This window comes from Neobacillus mesonae, assembly GCF_001636315.1.
GTDB classification, from domain to species: Bacteria; Bacillota; Bacilli; order Bacillales; family Cytobacillaceae; genus Neobacillus; species Neobacillus mesonae.
The window spans coordinates 3,610,376-3,627,268 of sequence record NZ_KV440949.1; the positions used below are offsets into that span (position 1 = coordinate 3,610,376).

18 protein-coding genes and 4 pseudogenes are annotated in these 16,893 nt (G+C 36.6%); 17 read left to right on the forward strand and 5 right to left on the reverse strand.

Annotated features, from left to right (window positions below; all coding sequences use genetic code 11):
• Positions 1-121: 121 nt before the first annotated feature.
• The 9 genes and pseudogenes from A6749_RS16765 (at position 122) to wrbA (ending at position 6,393) form a co-directional block, all read left to right on the forward strand.
• On the forward strand, positions 122-718 hold the full coding sequence (locus tag A6749_RS16765; RefSeq protein WP_066392351.1) for a class I SAM-dependent methyltransferase: 597 nt from the start codon (positions 122-124) through the stop codon (positions 716-718).
• Positions 719-859: 141 nt separating this feature from the next.
• Positions 860-1,657, forward strand: a complete 798-nt coding sequence (locus A6749_RS16770; RefSeq protein ID WP_066392354.1) for a Cof-type HAD-IIB family hydrolase — start codon at positions 860-862, stop codon at positions 1,655-1,657.
• Between the two features lie 356 nt (positions 1,658-2,013).
• Positions 2,014-2,355 carry a MarR family winged helix-turn-helix transcriptional regulator gene (locus tag A6749_RS16775; protein ID WP_236719689.1) on the forward strand — a complete coding sequence of 114 codons (342 nt, stop codon included), beginning with the start codon at positions 2,014-2,016 and terminating at the stop codon, positions 2,353-2,355.
• A 62-nt stretch (positions 2,356-2,417) separates the two neighbouring features.
• Positions 2,418-2,677, forward strand: a pseudogene (locus tag A6749_RS28975) (ring-cleaving dioxygenase); the annotation flags it as partial.
• Positions 2,678-2,845: 168 nt separating this feature from the next.
• Entirely contained in the window at positions 2,846-3,439 is a 594-nt protein-coding gene (locus A6749_RS16785) for an NADPH-dependent FMN reductase (protein WP_066392363.1), read from the forward strand.
• Positions 3,440-3,695: 256 nt separating this feature from the next.
• Positions 3,696-4,304, forward strand: a pseudogene (locus tag A6749_RS16790) (flavin reductase family protein).
• Positions 4,305-4,338: 34 nt separating this feature from the next.
• A complete protein-coding gene (locus tag A6749_RS16795; protein ID WP_066392368.1) occupies positions 4,339-4,950 on the forward strand; it encodes an alpha/beta hydrolase in 612 nt (203 codons plus the stop codon).
• 335 nt (positions 4,951-5,285) lie between these two features.
• A complete protein-coding gene (locus A6749_RS16800) occupies positions 5,286-5,714 on the forward strand; it encodes an organic hydroperoxide resistance protein (protein ID WP_066392369.1) in 429 nt (142 codons plus the stop codon).
• A 55-nt stretch (positions 5,715-5,769) separates the two neighbouring features.
• Positions 5,770-6,393 carry an NAD(P)H:quinone oxidoreductase gene (wrbA, locus tag A6749_RS16805; protein WP_066392372.1) on the forward strand — a complete coding sequence of 208 codons (624 nt, stop codon included), beginning with the start codon at positions 5,770-5,772 and terminating at the stop codon, positions 6,391-6,393.
• 40 nt (positions 6,394-6,433) lie between these two features.
• Here the strand turns inward: wrbA and A6749_RS16810 are convergent, their stop codons facing one another.
• Complete coding sequence (locus tag A6749_RS16810) at positions 6,434-6,712, reverse strand: cysteine hydrolase family protein (protein WP_066392376.1); 279 nt, start codon at positions 6,710-6,712, stop codon at positions 6,434-6,436.
• Between the two features lie 153 nt (positions 6,713-6,865).
• On the opposite strand from A6749_RS16810, the gene A6749_RS16815 reads away from it, so the two are divergent.
• The 6 genes and pseudogenes from A6749_RS16815 to A6749_RS16835 all read left to right on the forward strand — a co-directional run bounded on the left by A6749_RS16815 (position 6,866) and on the right by A6749_RS16835 (position 10,776).
• Entirely contained in the window at positions 6,866-7,351 is a 486-nt protein-coding gene (locus tag A6749_RS16815; protein ID WP_066392379.1) for a CBO0543 family protein, read from the forward strand.
• A 14-nt stretch (positions 7,352-7,365) separates the two neighbouring features.
• A complete protein-coding gene (locus A6749_RS16820; protein WP_066392387.1) occupies positions 7,366-7,830 on the forward strand; it encodes a hypothetical protein in 465 nt (154 codons plus the stop codon).
• Positions 7,831-8,016: 186 nt separating this feature from the next.
• Positions 8,017-8,640, forward strand: a complete 624-nt coding sequence (gene cdaS, locus A6749_RS16825) for a sporulation-specific diadenylate cyclase CdaS (protein WP_066392388.1) — start codon at positions 8,017-8,019, stop codon at positions 8,638-8,640.
• Between the two features lie 79 nt (positions 8,641-8,719).
• Complete coding sequence (gene rpiA / locus A6749_RS16830; RefSeq protein WP_066392389.1) at positions 8,720-9,391, forward strand: ribose-5-phosphate isomerase RpiA; 672 nt, start codon at positions 8,720-8,722, stop codon at positions 9,389-9,391.
• Positions 9,392-9,515: 124 nt separating this feature from the next.
• Positions 9,516-9,748 (forward strand): annotated as a pseudogene (locus A6749_RS27750) (ring-cleaving dioxygenase); the annotation flags it as partial.
• Positions 9,749-9,798: 50 nt separating this feature from the next.
• Positions 9,799-10,776, forward strand: a complete 978-nt coding sequence (locus tag A6749_RS16835; RefSeq protein ID WP_066392404.1) for a ring-cleaving dioxygenase — start codon at positions 9,799-9,801, stop codon at positions 10,774-10,776.
• Between the two features lie 262 nt (positions 10,777-11,038).
• Here A6749_RS16835 and A6749_RS16840 read toward each other — a convergent pair.
• Positions 11,039-11,449 (reverse strand): annotated as a pseudogene (locus tag A6749_RS16840) (helix-turn-helix domain-containing protein); the annotation flags it as partial.
• A 250-nt stretch (positions 11,450-11,699) separates the two neighbouring features.
• Between A6749_RS16840 and A6749_RS16845 the strand changes: the two are divergent.
• Complete coding sequence (locus tag A6749_RS16845) at positions 11,700-12,227, forward strand: P-loop nucleotide/nucleoside kinase family protein (protein WP_066392420.1); 528 nt, start codon at positions 11,700-11,702, stop codon at positions 12,225-12,227.
• 66 nt (positions 12,228-12,293) lie between these two features.
• On the opposite strand, the gene A6749_RS16850 is transcribed toward A6749_RS16845, so the two are convergent.
• The 3 genes from A6749_RS16850 to shc form a co-directional block, all read right to left on the reverse strand.
• The gene (locus A6749_RS16850; RefSeq protein WP_066392424.1) at positions 12,294-12,572 is read right to left on the reverse strand and encodes an HU family DNA-binding protein; all 279 of its coding nucleotides are present in this window, start codon (positions 12,570-12,572) and stop codon (positions 12,294-12,296) included.
• A 179-nt stretch (positions 12,573-12,751) separates the two neighbouring features.
• Positions 12,752-13,297, reverse strand: a complete 546-nt coding sequence (locus tag A6749_RS16855) for an HXXEE domain-containing protein (protein ID WP_066392426.1) — start codon at positions 13,295-13,297, stop codon at positions 12,752-12,754.
• A 135-nt stretch (positions 13,298-13,432) separates the two neighbouring features.
• Positions 13,433-15,337, reverse strand: a complete 1,905-nt coding sequence (gene shc / locus A6749_RS16860; protein ID WP_066392433.1) for a squalene--hopene cyclase — start codon at positions 15,335-15,337, stop codon at positions 13,433-13,435.
• 97 nt (positions 15,338-15,434) lie between these two features.
• On the opposite strand from shc, the gene A6749_RS16865 reads away from it, so the two are divergent.
• Entirely contained in the window at positions 15,435-16,589 is a 1,155-nt protein-coding gene (locus tag A6749_RS16865) for a DUF2515 family protein (RefSeq protein WP_066392439.1), read from the forward strand.
• Positions 16,590-16,893 lie beyond the last annotated feature (304 nt).

The window sequence follows — 16,893 nt, forward strand, 5'->3', positions numbered from 1 at the left end:
CCTTTAGCTTGTTGAACGAATGAACCCGTTAGCTTCGGGGAAGAATGATCCCTCAAGGTTTTGATTGTTGTTAAAATGGCCACAATGCAGCTATAATTTTTAATAAATAGGGGAGTGGAATATGGAAAATAACATTTTTGAACAGATTGCAAAAAGATATGATACAGAAGAAAGAATTGAATTAGCTAAAGTGATAGTTAAGGAAGTAAGGTCAGAACTACGAAATAGTAAATCAAAATCTTTAATAGACTATGGGAGTGGTACTGGTCTGGTTAGTTTAGAATTGTCAGATTTAGTAGGTTCTATTTTGTTGGTAGATTCATCAAAACAAATGCTGGAAGTTGCGGAAGTGAAAATTTCTTACAAAGGAATTACCAATTCAAAGGTGCTTTATTCAGATTTTACCCAAGAAACTCCTGAACTTAAGGCGGACATCGTTCTAATGTCACTAGTCCTTCTACATATTCCGGATACTAAAAAAATTTTACAAGAATTGTTCAACATTTTAAATAATGGCGGCAAGCTCATTATTATTGATTTTGACAAAAACGATAAAATACATCATCCGAAAGTTCATAACGGTTTTTCACATGAAGAACTGAAAAAAGGATTATCCGAAGTTGGATTTAAATCAGTTGAAATTAAAACATTCTATCATGGTAATCGTATTTTTATGAATCAAGATGCCTCAATGTTTATATCCAGTAGTATAAAGTGATTTCTTGTTTTTTATTTCTTAGTTCAGGCTAGCCTGACCATTGCTTCCTAATAAACTTAATTGAATCTGCACAAAGGGTTTACAAGGCTTTAACATTCGGATGATATGATTGGTTTATCAACGAATGAGGAGGCAGTTTAAATGAACGTGCGTGCAATATTTATTGATATGGATGGTACACTGCTAAAAGCCTCTAACACTATTTCAAGCCGAAACATGGAAGCTATTTATAGGCTCATTCATCAGGGAGTCAAGGTTTTTCTGGCTACTGGCCGTCACTATGAAGTGACAGCTCCCTACCATAAAGAACTTGGATTGCAAACTCCAATGATCTGTTTAAATGGCGCCTCTATTCACGATGCAGTAACTGGAAGAGCCATGGAAATGACAACTGTTCAACTGAATCAAGAACGATTTCACCAACTGACCGATGATATTCCGTGCAATGTGATGATCCATACAGCAAATGGACTATATTGTAAGGAATTAAATGAGGAAATTAATTATTGGACAAATGTTGGGCAAATTCCGCCTCGGTATATTGGCGATTTAAGACAGGCAAATTACCAAGATGTTCTTAAATATAGTGTCAGAACAGGTGCGCCAAGTCATGAACTTTCCACTTTGTTTGTAAAGGAAGCAGAAGTCATCAATTGGAATGATGGGTTTGAACTGGTTGCTCCTAATGTCTCCAAATGGTCTGCGATAAAAAGCTTACTTCGTGAATATCGAATTAGCGCAAATGAAGTCGCAGCCATTGGAGACGGCCCCAATGATATACAGATGCTTCGTCATGCCGGTACCGGTGTGGCAATGGGGAACGCGAGCGAAGTGGTTAAAGCAGCAGCTGATTTTGTTACGGAACACCACGAAAGTGATGGATTGGCTGAGTTTATTGAACGTTATCTTCTTAAATCATATGAATCAATTGTGATTTAGTGTTATTTTATATACTCAATTGGTGGTATCAGCATGTAGTACAGCCGACAGTTTCAATCGAAGAGGCAGAAAATCTTCGTGTATTATTTCTTATAAAAACAATATGAACTAATATTAAAGAAGCTTGTTGATATAGTCTAAACTGTATTTATAAGCTAAAAAAGGGCCTAGAGCTCTTTATTTTTTTATACTGCATCAGCTTATATCAGCAAATACTTAACTGTGCCAGGCATTCTGGCTCTAGGTAACTGATAGCCTGCACTATTCTAACTATATTTTTAAAAAAGGGCAATAATCTGCCCTTTCTGACATTAATGCAAACGTCTAAAGGAATTCATGATCGAATAAAAGAAGAAATGGCAAAAAACAAGCTAGGTATTACGGAATTTTCTGTTTTAGAGGTGCTTTATCAAAAAGGAAAACAAACAATTCAACAAATTGGAAATTGCATCTTAATCTCGAGTGGTTCAATGACCTATTGTTTAGACAAGCTAGAAAAAAAAGGATTATTAAGTCGAATTGCATGCCCAGATGACCGCCGAGCGATTCATGTGATATTAACTGATGAAGGAAATAAATTGATGGATGAAATCATGCCTAAATATCTAGAGTTAGTCGATCATTTGTTTGATTCATTAAATTCTGATGCGGCGGAGACATTGGTGCATCTGTTGAAAAAAGTAAGGAATGAAGTTTAAACGAGGATTTTTTTACAAACAATATCTCAAATTTGAGATATTGGAATTTAGGGGGAATTTAAGATGATAAAGATTGGAAAAAGTTTTTGCAATCAAATGGATATGGCGTTACCTCGTACAAGATTGAAATTACTTTAATGCTATTTACTTTAAAGAACATGGAAAAATACTATTTGAAATTGCAACTGATCCTCCTGGATTTGCTCATGATGAATCCGTGGCAACAATGGGGAAAAAATAAATGTTACCTAGACAGTACGAAAAATATAGAGGGCAGATTGAACGAGGGATGCTGCATTTTGAAGTAAGAGGACTAGATTGATTTCGGGGTCAGTTCCTTGGTATTAAATGTTGACAACCAAAGTCGATATATGCTAAATTTATCTCGAAACAGAGATAACGTAATTCGAGATAACATTTTTAACTTCATTAATTATTTTTTTGAAATTATATCTCAGATTCGAGGCTTTTAAGGAGGTGGAATAATCAAATGGGATTTTTTAATAAATTATTTGGATCAAAACAAGAGGAGGATGATAATATGACACAATTAAACATTGGAATTATTTTAGGTTCAACACGTGAAGGGCGTGTAAGTCCACAAGTGGGAGAATGGGTAAAAGAAATCGCAGATAAACGTGGGGATGCAAACTACACAATTATCGATATCGCTGATTATAAATTACCATTACTAGGTGAAGCAGGAGGAGATGCCTCGGGTGCGGCTGCATGGTCTGAAATTATTGCGGCTCAAGACGGCTTCATTTTCATCGTACAAGAATACAACCACTCCATCACAGGAGCTCTTAAAAATGCTTTAGATTATCTTCGTGAAGAATGGAACAACAAAGCTGCAGGTATCGTCTCTTACGGTTCAGTTGGCGGCGCACGGGCAGCGGAACATTTACGTGGCATTTTAGGTGAATTGTTAGTAGCAGATGTTCGTGTTCACCCTGCGTTATCATTATTTACAGACTTTGAAAACGGCACGGATTTCAAACCAAAAGCCGTTCAAGAAGATTCAGTCAATCAAATGTTAGATCAATTAATCCCTTGGTCAAAGGCATTATTCACTATCAGATAATGTAAAGAATCAAATTACAACATGTGCATTTGTATAATGCACATGTTGTCCCTTAATAAATCAATATGAAAGTTGAGCGAATCGTTATCAAGCAAATTGAAGGATACGCTCAGAAGTCATATTAAGGAAAAATAATAAAGAGAGTAAGTAGTGGCAAAATAAAATTAGCAGAAGATCAAAGGGTGTTTCTTAATAGCAGATTGATACCGTTTATAGTAAGAAAACTAGACTAATTTTACGAAAAGAAGTGATTTCTTTGCTGTCAATTGATCCAGCCTCATTGTCTGAACGAGAAAATTATAAATTTCTAATAGGCAGCATCATAACTAGGCCAATTGCTTTCGGTCACAACGATTTCGAAAGATGGAGTTTTGAATGGTGCACCATTTAGCTATTTTAATATCGTATCATCCAATCCTCCGATGATTTCTTTATCTTTCAAGCGTTCATCGGGGAGACAAAAGGATACAGCAAGAAACATCTTCGAATCCAGGCAATTTGTGGTTCATATCGTAGACGAACAAAATATTAAAAAGATAAATAAAACAGCTGCAAGCCTTCCTCCTGACGAGAGTGAGATTGAAATAGCTAACTTAACTCCAGTAGAAAGTGTGAAAATTTCAGTTCCTGGAGTTAATGAAGCAAAAATCAGAATGGAGTGTTCATCAGAGCATTCCTTAGAATTGGGAAACTCGGATACTCCAGGGTGTGACCTGATTATAGGAAAAGTTGATCAGTTTTATATTGAAAGCGACATTTATGAAAATGGAAGAATCAATCCAAGGGGTTAGCTGCTGTATCCCGATTGGCCGGAAATAATTACGCTAAAATTGGTGAGATTTTTGAAGTAAATAGACCTAAATAGTTTCATAATCACACATTTATGGAGGAGAAAAATAATGAAACACATATTCAATAAAGGGCAAGATCCAACAAAACCAACATTATTATTGCTTCATGGTACTGGTGGCAATGAATTAGATCTGTTGCCACTTGCGGGGAGAATTGACGATAAAGCTTCTGTCTTAAGTGTTCGAGGGAATGTATTAGAAAATGGTATGCCACGATTCTTTCGAAGATTAGCTGAAGGAGTATTCGATGAAGAGGACCTTGTTTTCCGAACAAAAGAATTAAATGGGTTTCTTGATGAAGCGGCAGAAAAGTATGGTTTAGACCGGGATAATATTGTTGCTATTGGTTATTCAAATGGAGCCAATATAGCTGCGAGTTTATTATTTCACTATCAAAATGCATTAAAAGGCGCGATTCTTCATCATCCATTGGTACCTAGAAAAGGAATTGAACTTCCTGACTTATCAGGTAAGTCTGTGTTTATTGCTGCTGGGACAAATGATCCGATCTGCTCTCCAATGGAATCATCTGAATTACAATCGTTACTAGAAAAGGCTCATGCAAATGTAGAGCTTCATTGGGAGAATAGAGGTCATCAATTAACACTGCAAGAAGTAGAAGCAGCAGGAATTTGGTATCGCAAAGTAATAAGTAAATAATGGATCAAACCAAATAGGAAAAGACAAAAGAGGCTGTACCAAAAGGGCGTTGAAAATGACCTTTTTGGGTCCAGCTTCTTTTTTTAACTATTAAATCTTCAACAGTCAGGACTTTTTCGAATTCTTTATAAGTGTATGGAATGGCTAACGGGATGCCATTTTCAATCTTATAACATAATTTCTCCAGCTAGAAACATACTTCAACCATTTTATCCCGGAAGATTGGTTTAAGTTTTTACTATTTTGAATTCCTTATCGGGATATCAATTTAAAGTGAAGGAAATAATAAGCAGGGAAAAAATGAAAATTTAACAAGTAAGGAGAAAAACGAAACAATGACTCAACAACCCTTATTTACATCATCTGCAACAGCTGTTGGAGGAAGACAAGGCAGAGTTGAATCGAGTGATGGCAATATAAAATTTGATCTAGCAATGCCGGGATCTCCCCGAGCGAAAGAGTTACCAAACGCTACAAATCCTGAACAATTATTCGCGGCTGGATACTCTGCTTGTTTTGATGGAGCTTTACAGCATATGGCTAGGAAAGCACATATAAAATTCGAATCACAAGTAACAGCAAATGTTAGTTTCTTAAAAGATGAAGATGATCAAGGATATAAAATTGCTGTAACATTGCAAATAAAAGGAACTGGTATTGAAAAAGAAAAATTAGAAGACCTTGTACATAAGGCGCACGAATTCTGCCCATATTCAAAGGCAACAAGAGGGAATATTGAAGTAACTCTAGAGGTTATTGAATAATACTGATTCGATAGTTTAGATCTTTTTTACAAAAAAGAAAAGGAGAATGAGAACTATGTCAAATGTAAAGCTTGCTATCATCTACTATAGTTCGACAGGTACAAATTATCAATTAGCTCAATGGGCTGCAGATGGGGCACAGGAGGCTAAAGCGGAGGTCAAAGTATTAAAAGTACCAGAATTAGCTCCTCAATCTGTTATTGATTCCAATCCCGCATGGAAAAACTATGTTGAGGAAGTTGCAGTATGTGTTCCAACTGTATCACTTAGTGATTTAGAATGGGCAGATGCCATAATTTTTAGTGTACCAACCCGATTTGGTAATATGCCATCTCAAATGAAACAGTTCTTAGATACAACCGGTGGTCTTTGGTTTAATGGAAAACTGGTGAACAAAGTGGTCAGTGCTATGGCCTCTGCACAAAACCCCCATGGTGGCCAGGAAGCTACAATTTTATCATTATATACAACGTTGCATCATTGGGGAGCTATTGTTGCAGCTCCAGGGTATACAAACCAAGTCATTTTCGGGGCTGGTGGAAATCCGTATGGAACAAGTGTAACGGTGGATCAGTCGGGTAAGATGGTTGAAGATGTTCGTGCCATCCAAGATGCTGTCAAACATCAGGCAAAACGCACTGTTACAATTGCAGAATGGGTAAAAAAACCAAATCAATAATTTTTTAATAAAAAACTAATTGGAACTCCAATTAGTTTTTCTATTTATAGCCAAAGAATTTTTTTAATACAAAACTAATAATGGTCTTAAGCAAAATCATTAATCCCTTTTCTTCCGTATTGAAACCCAAACATCTCATTAGTATAAATAACTCCCAATCCGTAAGCACCTCCGTGCTGCCTAATAGTAACATACCGGCGATGACAATTTTTCCTTTTCCATATGCATTGATTCGACTTACTACTCTTGGATCATCCCATGCGTTCATCGTTGTTCGATCAATAGGATTTTGATCAGGAAAGACTGATTGGATTTCCAATAAAGTTTTACCGCTGAAAGTTGCCGCGGTTCTTGACGTCAATATAGTAGGGATACCGCATAATTTCGCGGTTTTTGCAAACAGTTAATAATAGGTATAAATAATTTTTTGGAGGTAATTTTAAAAATATTAATCAAAAAAGGATGATACCTAATGGAGAAAAAGTTGTTAAATTTACTTACTGGTTTATGTGTGGTTGCCCTGCCATTCTTATTTAAAGGTTCAAAAATGAGAGAAAATCTTCTTATTTTCTTCTCGAAAGGTGTTCTTGCGACACTGGTTGATGCTTATGTTGTCGGAACCAAAAGAATTGAATATCCAGTTCGTCCTTTTGGTAAAATTTTTAAAACCAACATTATTTATGACATTCTTTTTTTTCCTATTTTAAGTGTCATTTGGGTGAAAATGTCCTATAACGATAATTTTTGGAAAATCCTATTGAAAAGTTTAGTATTTAGTGTTCCGATGAGTTTCGGTCAGTGGTATTTTGAAAAGAATTCAAGATTATTTAAATGGAAAAAATGGTCACCATTCCATACATTCGGAAGTGTGAATTTTACTTTATTTATGATTAGAGGTTTGGTGGGATTAATAAAAAAATTAGATAAAATAAAGGGTAACCAAAATATAACCGAATAATAAAGGTTGATATTATGAATAAAACGTATAAGTTAGAAGCAATTCTTTGGAGCATTGCTTTTCCTGGCTTTGGCCAACTATTAAATGGTCATCTTTTAAAAGGGGTTATGTTTATCCTTTTAGAATTTATTATTAATGTAAACAGTTTATTTAACCAGGCTATCATGTTTAGTTTTCTTGGGAAAATAAATGACGCTGCCAGAGTCGTGGATTACCAATGGCTTATGTTTTATCCATGTGTTTATATGTTTGCAATGTATGATGCTTATAAATATGCAGAAGGTGAGAATCCTCGGTTATCGTTTGTCCCATTTGCTTTTGGAGCCTATTTTGTCACAGTGGGTCTTATGTACTCACCAAAGTTCGGTATATTAATCGGTCCTATCTGGCTTCCAATGCTGTCTTTGATACCTGGGTTAGGAATTGGATTTATAATACGTTATTTTTTAATAAAAATTACTTTGAAAAAACGATTATAGTGGGAGACCTTCTTAATTTCAAAGAGCCTATCTGCATGGGCTTTTTTTTGAGGTACATTAGCTGAGTTATTTGTTTTTGATAATCATTCAAACGAGAAATGGCAGCTTATTAATGAAATGGAGAATGAGGCTCATTGTTCTAGTCAATAGCTTTAAAAGGATAAAACAATAGTAGGAGGGAAACAGATGGACAGTCAAAATTGTGGTTTTTCACCTATGAAACAAAATTTAGAAGATGGAATTCAACACTTAATTCATCTACTCCAATCAAATTTGAAAGTACTCGGAAACGAAAACTATTGTGTTTTGGGAAGTCTAGAGGATGTGAAAGAACAGCTGAATTCAATTGAATCTATGGCGGCCTCCTTTTATTTAAATTGTTATTTGTCATCGTTTACTGACACATATGAGGATTTAACCGCTACTGCTCAGCATTTATCGAAACGTAAACATGGTGCGTTGATTGTAATCGAACGAAGTGACTCTCTTGATAACATTATCCAAAAAGGTACAACTATAGGTGCAATGGTAACACCAAAACTATTGGAATCCATTTTTTATCCGGGTAACCCGTTGCATGATGGGGCGGTATTAATCAGAGGAAACGTAGTTTTTTCAGCAGCCAATATACTTCCATTAACGAAGATGATTACAGAAAAAAAGCTTGGAACACGTCATCGTGCTGCTATAGGAGTATCGGAACAAAGTGATGCACTTGCACTGGTTGTTTCTGAAGAAACAGGAAAAATTTCATTTGCCTTAAACGGAAAATTATATCCGATTAACACGACACAACAAATTGTGTTCTAAAGTCATTCAAGAAAGGACCAATTTGTTAATCGTGTTTAACATATGAAGGACTTGCACTATTTAATTGGAGGAAAAAACCTTGAATGATAAAAAAGTGGTTGGGGAAAAGGCTGTAGATTACGTGAAAGATGGTATGGTAGTTGGGCTTGGAACGGGATCTACCGTATTTTATACCATTACTAAGCTTGGGAAATTAGTTGAAGAGGGACTGTCTATTAAAGGGATTCCAACTTCAAACCAAACGGAGAAATTGGCAAAAGAAGTAGGAATCCCACTTGTAACATTTAATGAAATCGAACAAATTGATTTTGCAATTGATGGTGCAGATGAAGTTGATGATGATTTTAATCTCATTAAAGGAGGAGGAGGTGCCCTTTTAAGAGAGAAAATTATCGCAAAAGCAGCTAAATCTTTTATAGTTATAGCTGATCCCCACAAAAGGGTGAATAAATTAGGATCATTCCCACTTCCAGTAGAAGTGGTGCCTTTTGGATATAAAATGACTATGAAACATATCCAAAATCTTGGATGCAGCCCGCTGCTAAGGCAAAACAATGGGATCCCGTTTTTAACGGATAATGGTAACTATATTTTTGATTGCAATTTCCCCATAATAGACCAACCTGATGAACTCGAGAAAAACTTGAATCTGATTCCTGGGGTTGTCGAAAATGGACTCTTTGTTGGAATGGCTGATAAAGTCATTACCTTAAATAAGGAAAAGAGCATTATCATTAATGGAAGATTATAAATTTGACATAAAACTAAAATAGCATTACAATTATCTCATATTCGAGATATTTGAATATGAGATATTGTTGTTTTTACTCTTTAGGTTACTTTTTATACACTGTTGCATTTTGTCCTGAAAAATTAATGAGGAAGAATATGATCAATAGGCAGGGCGTTTAAAAGAGTACCGATTACAGAATTCAGGGAAAGTGGAAAGGTATTACTTCAAGGCTTTATATTTCAGAGAATCCAATGGGAAATTGAATTGTCAACGGATACACCAGGATTTACGACAGATGAACCAATGGAAACAATGGGAGAAAAACTGGCACTTCCACCATTTTTGGAACCAAATCGAAAAAAGATCGAGGCCTAATTACGATCACTAATCTTAAATTAAATCTCATTTTCTTGGAGGAATATATAATGAACCATTTAAAAGGAATACACCATGTAACAGCTATTACAAGTAGTGCAGAAAAGAACTATGAATTTTTCACTTATGTTTTAGGAATGCGTTTAGTAAAAAAAACAGTCAATCAAGATGATATTCAAACCTATCATTTATTCTTTGCAGATGATAAAGGCAGCGCAGGCACAGATATGACTTTCTTTGACTTCCCCGGCATTCTGAAAGGTGTACATGGTACAAACGAGATTTCAAAAACATCGTTCCGTGTACCAAGTGATGCTGCATTAGATTATTGGGTCAGTCGTTTTGATCGTCTAGAAGTTAAACATACTGGAATCAAAGAACAATTTGGCAAGAATACTCTCTCCTTCGTTGATTTTGATGATCAGCAATATCAATTGATTTCAGATGAATTCAATAAAGGGGTGGAATCCGGTACACCTTGGCAAAAGGGTCCAATTCCATTGGAATATGCAATTACTGGTTTAGGACCTGTTTTTGTTCGAATTGCAAATTTTGATTACTTTAAAGAAATGATGGAAAAAGTTCTATTATTTAAAGAGACTGATCAAGAAGGGTCATTCCATTTATTTGAAGTGGGTGAAGGTGGAAATGGTGCCTCAGTCATAGTAGAATTTAACGCGATTCTTCCTGAAGCCCGACAAGGTTTTGGTACGGTACACCATGCGGCATTCCGAGTAGAGAATCGCTCAGTATTAGAGGAATGGATTGAGCGTATGAGCAGTTTTGGATATCATACATCCGGTTATGTAAATCGTCACTTTTTTGAGTCATTGTACGCAAGGGTTGCACCACAAATCTTATTTGAGTTTGCTACCGATGGTCCTGGTTTTATGGGGGATGAACCATATGAAACGCTTGGGGAAAAGTTATCATTACCTCCATTCTTAGAGCCTAAACGTGCAGAAATAGAAAAATTAGTTCGCCCAATTGATACAGTGAGAAGTACAAAGGAATTTATCAAAGAATAAAACGAAAATCATTAGAAAAAAGATGAAAGTAAATTTTGACTTAAAAAAGACGGTGTTTCCTACGCTAAGGAATCATCGTCTTTATTAGTGTATATATTTTTCAAATATAACCATATCTAATGCTCTAATGCCATTTTCAGAATTTTGAGTGTAAAAACTATCGTGCTTCGCAGCTAAAAAAAGACTGCCACAGCAACCTATTAAATCGTATTCTTATTTTAGGAATTTTGTTTCTATAGGACTTTTTAGAATTCATGAACGTTTAATAGACAAAACTCGCATCGTCATTATTCATTTTATTTTTTTTATACGCTAAAGGAGTCATGTTCATAGAATCTCTGAATTTATTAATAAAATAGCTTGTACTATTAAAACCAACTTGATAGGCAACTTCAGTAATATTAGAATCACTTTGCTGCAGTAGATATAAGCTCTTTTGTATACGATAATCTATAACATAATTTAATGGTGTACTTTTTAAAAACCTCTTGAAATATCGGCAGCATTCAGAACGGCTCAGCTGACCAGCTCTTGCAATATCCTCTAACATAATTTTTTCTGCATAGTTCTGATGAATCCAACTTAACATTTGCTTCATTCTTTGACTCTTTACTATTTCCGTCTGAACATATTCCAGTTTAAAACCATTATCGATTAAGTTTTTCCAAATTAAATGTTAATTGTATAGAATAGAGTCGCTTTTTTTATTCAGGTAACGTGAGTTTAAGAGCAGTATCTAACAAGTGTTTAACAAACGGGTCAGATTGATGAGTAACTCATTTTTAAAATAAATGGATATTTTAAGAGATTGTGAGAAATGTATTTAAACGAAGGGGCAGTTAAGTGACAGAAGGAATCTTATAAGAGAGCACAGAATACCTATAATAATTATGGGAATGGATTATTAAAAGGGGGGAATATGGGTGCTTGAAAAAACTGTCTTAGAAAAACTTAATCGTGAAAGAGATGACTTAAACCCTTTAGTTGTAATGATGTGTGGAATGGCAGGTTCTGGAAAAACTACCTTCTCACAAAAGTTAGAAAAGGCTGGGTTTGTACGTCTTTCTATAGATGAAGAAGTCTGGTCTACTAATGGTCGATACGGAATAGATTATCCGATTGAAAAATATAGAGAGTATTTGGATAAAGCACATTTAAGATTGCTTGATAAACTAGTAAAGTTAATTCTTAATAAGCAACAAGTAGTGGTTGACTCTAGTTTTTGGAGACAGTCTGAAAGGATTAAATATAAGCAGCTAATTGAAACTGCTGGTGGTAAATGGCGTCTTATTTATTTGAAAGTTAATCCTGATGATTTGCGTGAACGTCTAAAGATAAGAAGTAACCGGTTTGATGCAAATGCTGCTTTTCCAATAACAGAGGAAATATTCACTTCCTTCCTTAATGGATTTGAGGTTCCAAAAGGAGAAGGAGAAATTGTAATTGAATAAAATGTAGAGCCAAAATAAAAAGTGATGGAAAAAGACCATCACTTTTTTGTTATCTAGTAAGATTACTTATTTACCAGCTACAGCATCCTTTAATTGCTTTCCAGGCTTAAATGCAGGTACTTTTCCGCCTTGGATTTCAATTTCTTCTCCAGTTTGTGGGTTACGTCCCTTACGAGCAGCACGTTCACGAACCTCAAAGTTACCGAAACCAATTAATTGAACTTTATCCCCATTTTTTAATGCTTCCGATATAGAATTCAAAACCGCATCTACAGCTTTACCAGCATCTTTTTGTGAAAGTTCGGAAGTTTGAGCCACTTGACTCACAAGTTCTGTTTTATTCATTACACTACACTCCTTAAAAATAACATTGAACCCTTATGGGTGTACCTAAGTTTTACTATATCATACCTAAGTTCGCAACTTTTAAATGAAGGTGAATGGTATTTTTAGTGAGTAAACGGACCCAAACACATATTGATTATGAAAGGTTCAAGTGACTTTATAAAAAAGTCTGGGGTCAGTTATCGAATAAAATAACGGCCTAAAAGATTGCCAACTAGGAAAACCGGGATCAAGATCAAACTAACCGGAAGACTGGTGAAAACCAAATGCCAGTCCATCTGTCCATATTCGACTAAAAAATAATATGTAACGAGGCAGTAAGGGATAAGGAGGAGCAGTGACGTTATGATGCCAGGGGTGTAGCCCCTGAACATAATGCTTTGAACAATATGCATGAATGCCTGCAAAACAAATAAATTAAGAATGGCTGTAAATAAAAGAAAACCCCCTCCGTTAGATGAAAAATGAGCGGTCATCACTGCAGTGATTGAGATAATCAGTAAAATCCATGTAGCTGAAACAGCAAGCTGGGCAGCGGTCGAACCTAGTTTTTCCCTCATTCTTAATGTTAGTTCGACGAAGCTAGTTTTTGGATAGTTGTCTTTGTTTGCAGCCATGGAAGATTCAATGGTTATGATCTCTTCTAAGTCATGGAAAATAAAAATGATGGGAAACAACCAAATTAATGTTTTAAGATCCAGAAATTGGTGGATAGCCCCTAACATCTTTTGTCTACCCCCTTTTAGTTGGTAAGATTTTTTTCTCCAAGACTACCGTCAGTTGTGGTTTGTTCATTTTATGGGACAGGATATAAAAATATGCCAAAGGGCATTCAAGGGATCTTTTGAATACACAAATCCTTAACTAAAATCCTGGTGTGACTTACCCGTTAAAAGCTGTCCACCAACTAATTTTTGATAATGGGCAAGGGAAATCAATGGAAAAACATATTCATAACAATGATAATTGATATAAAAGGACCCTGCCATTCCCCTTCCTTTTGGGTAGGTCGTCGTCCATTTCTTTTCTTTTTTCTCCACTAAAAAAGCTGCACCGTTTTCAATTTCAGGTGTTACGCTACTTGCGGCTGAAATGAGTGTGTCAAGGGCCCAAGCGGTATGAGTGCGGGTACTTTCACCCAACGGGACATAACAATTTTTGATATCACTTTTACAGGATTCTCCCCATCCTCCGTCGGGATTTTGAATTTTCCGCAACCAAGTTAGAGCCTTTTGAATAGCTGGATGATTCGTAGAAACTCCAACCGCAATCAGTCCCGTTACAGCCGCCCATGTACCATAAATATACACTCCCCATCGCCCCACCCAGGAGCCATCTGAATTTTGATGCCGCAACAGCCAACGAATCCCACGTTTCACCTTGGGATGGTGATGATCCAAATGGGTATAGTTTCCAAAGAACTCTAAAGTCCTTCCCGTTAAATCAACTGTCGACGGATCAATCAATAAATCTTTTCCACCCTCTATCGGTAACAAATTCAACACTTTCTTATCCACATTCTTTTCGAATGCCGCCCAACCGCCGTCATTGTTTTGCATAGAAATCAGCCAGTTTACTCCACGATCCCATGCCTGACGGTAATCCGCTTGCTCTGTGGCCAAAGTACGGATTGCCCTCAGTGCAGCTGTTGTGTCGTCAATATCTGGGTGGATTGTGTTCATGTCTGCAAACCCCCAACCTCCCGGTAACAGGTTCGGTTCATGAATGACCCAATCCCCGTATTTGAGATGCTGACGGGAGAGAATGTAATGATTTGCCTTTTGAATATTGTTGGATGAATAGGGAACTCCGGATTCTTGCAGAGCATAATTAATTAAAGTTGTATTCCAGACCGAAGCCGTCGTGTACTGGCAGTGAAGTTCTCCGTCAATTCGGCATGACATCGCTTTTAAACCGTGCACAGCACGAGTAATCACCGGATGTGTAGTCGAATACCCCCTCGCCAGTAAGGCAAAAATCATTAGTAAAGTCGAGCTGAAATAATTAACAAAGGTGCCGTCCGGTTCGATTCGGTCCAGCATATATTTTTCGGCACGATATAATGACAATTCGCGAAGATTTACATGGGATTTCAGACCCTGAATCCCCTGTTTAATCCATTTGATCACTGAGCGGGCCTCTTCTGCTTGATCCTCTGTAAAAAAACGAACCTCTTTTTTTTGAAACAAATCGGAGAGATTGGGCGATCGAGGCGTTCTCTTACGGAAATTCGTATTGGCGAGAATCAAAAAAGGAATAAGGTTCGCTCTTCCGTACACGGAGAGGTCAAAAAGGTTGATTGGAAAGGAGTCTGGTAAAAGCATCACTTCAATATTAATGGGGAAGTGCGGCCACGCACATTGCCCTGTCATGGCCAGCATGATTTTCAAAAACATATGGACTTCCGCGGCCCCTCCTTTGGCCAGAATAAACCTTCTTGCTGCCTGGATTTCCTGGTCTTTTGGATCTCGATAACCAGAATAAAGAAGAGCATAATACGCTTCCACAGTAGATGTTAGATTCCCTTTTTCCTCATCATGAAACAGCTTCCAAGACCCATCTTCCTGCTGTTTCCCGGCGATACGCTGCACCAATTCTTGTATGAACTCCTCATCATTTATCTCCAATGTCCGTAATAAGATAATCATACTGCAGTCTGTTGCGATCCCGGTCTCGAAAGGGTAATGCCAGGCCCCGTCCTCTGATTGGTCCTGGATTAACTGATTAGCGATTCTATTAATTTCCTTATATACCCGATGCCTCATATTCCCTATCCTCTCCCAAAAATTCATCTTTTTAAAATTCATATTCTGTGAGCAATATGAATATGCTCCTTTGATGGGGAGGATTGAAACAGTCAAAATGAACTTTGAAAAGGATGATGCCGTTTTGCTGGACTCTTTATCAGATGTAAAAAAAGAATTGAAAAAAAAGATGAAAAAGAAATCTTCCGGCCATCTGCCCTTTTTATCAGAAAATGATAAACAATGTATTCACCTTATAAGAGAACAGACGAGAAAACATAACCAAAACAATGTAACACGGACGCAAGCTTATTTTGAGTTTTACCTTCAGTATCCTGAAATACATTGGGCCCTTCTTGGACATATGATATCGCGAAACGTCGGTTGGAACATGACGGATTTAAAAGGGGAATTGCTGACGAAACTTCTACCTGAAAGAGATCAGAAAGCTTTTTTTTCCTTTTTGGAACAAGGCAGTTGGTTGATTTTTCAAGATGTATATCCCCAATTTTCTGTTTATGATCTGAGTGTGAGGGGGAGACGAGAAATGTTTCACCTTTTACCTTTCTTTTACACTTCTACCTTCATGGAGACGATTTGGCGTTATTTTTGGCGCAGCGGGGATAGCTATACGTTGGCAATTGCGATGGTGATAAATGAACAAAGCTATTTGGAAAAAGAGTTGATTCAAAATAATCATTTCAAAAAAACCGTAACAGGTACGGTCAGTTTCAAAATGTATGAATTTTTGCGACTCAATAACATTATTTTTCCCTACTGTGCAGGGGAAAAAAGGGAGAAAGCTTCACTTGCCGGCGCCACCTCACGGCATTTCACTTCGCTCCACGAAAGGATTTTATTCGGAAAAAAATTGTATTCTCTTCTTTTTCAGCGTGACGAGATTCTGGCACGGGTCTTGAAATGGGCACATGAACACCCTCACACGGGCTCACGGAAAGATTATTGGCCAGATTTGTTTAATGATATAAATGAATCTTTTCCCCGATCCCTTTATAAGCGACGGGTGAAGAATTGCGTGTTGAGAAAGGGTGCCGAACGGCTGTACAGCCCGCCTTTAAAATACGCCTGGCCAAATACCCCTCATGAAGAGGCAAAGAGCGGAGATTGGTTTGAGGATTGGCATGTTCTAGATTATATTCATAAAGAAGTCAGTTTGGATGGAGAGATTTTAAATAATTATTGCAAAACCCTTGAAACAATTGAACTTGCAGTTATGGCGAAGGAAGCCCTTCTGTTACGAGAAGAAGAATAATCAATAACGAGCGGTGGTCCTGACACTGTTCAAATGATGCCAGTGTAATGTTGAATGATTAATGTTTAAATGCCATAAAAAATTGACCTAATATCTATTATAAGTTTTTTTGCCACTATGGTATGTCCCTTTGTAATAGGATAACAGATACAAAATAAGTTTATGAAATATTGTAACAAAATTAAATGATTTTAGGGCTAAAACCATATTTTTGTTATTCCATAAAAGGGCGTATTTCTAGAGCATGAAATGCGTTCTTCTTAATGAATTAGGCAGGATTGTGGAATAAGGTTACGGATAAAGG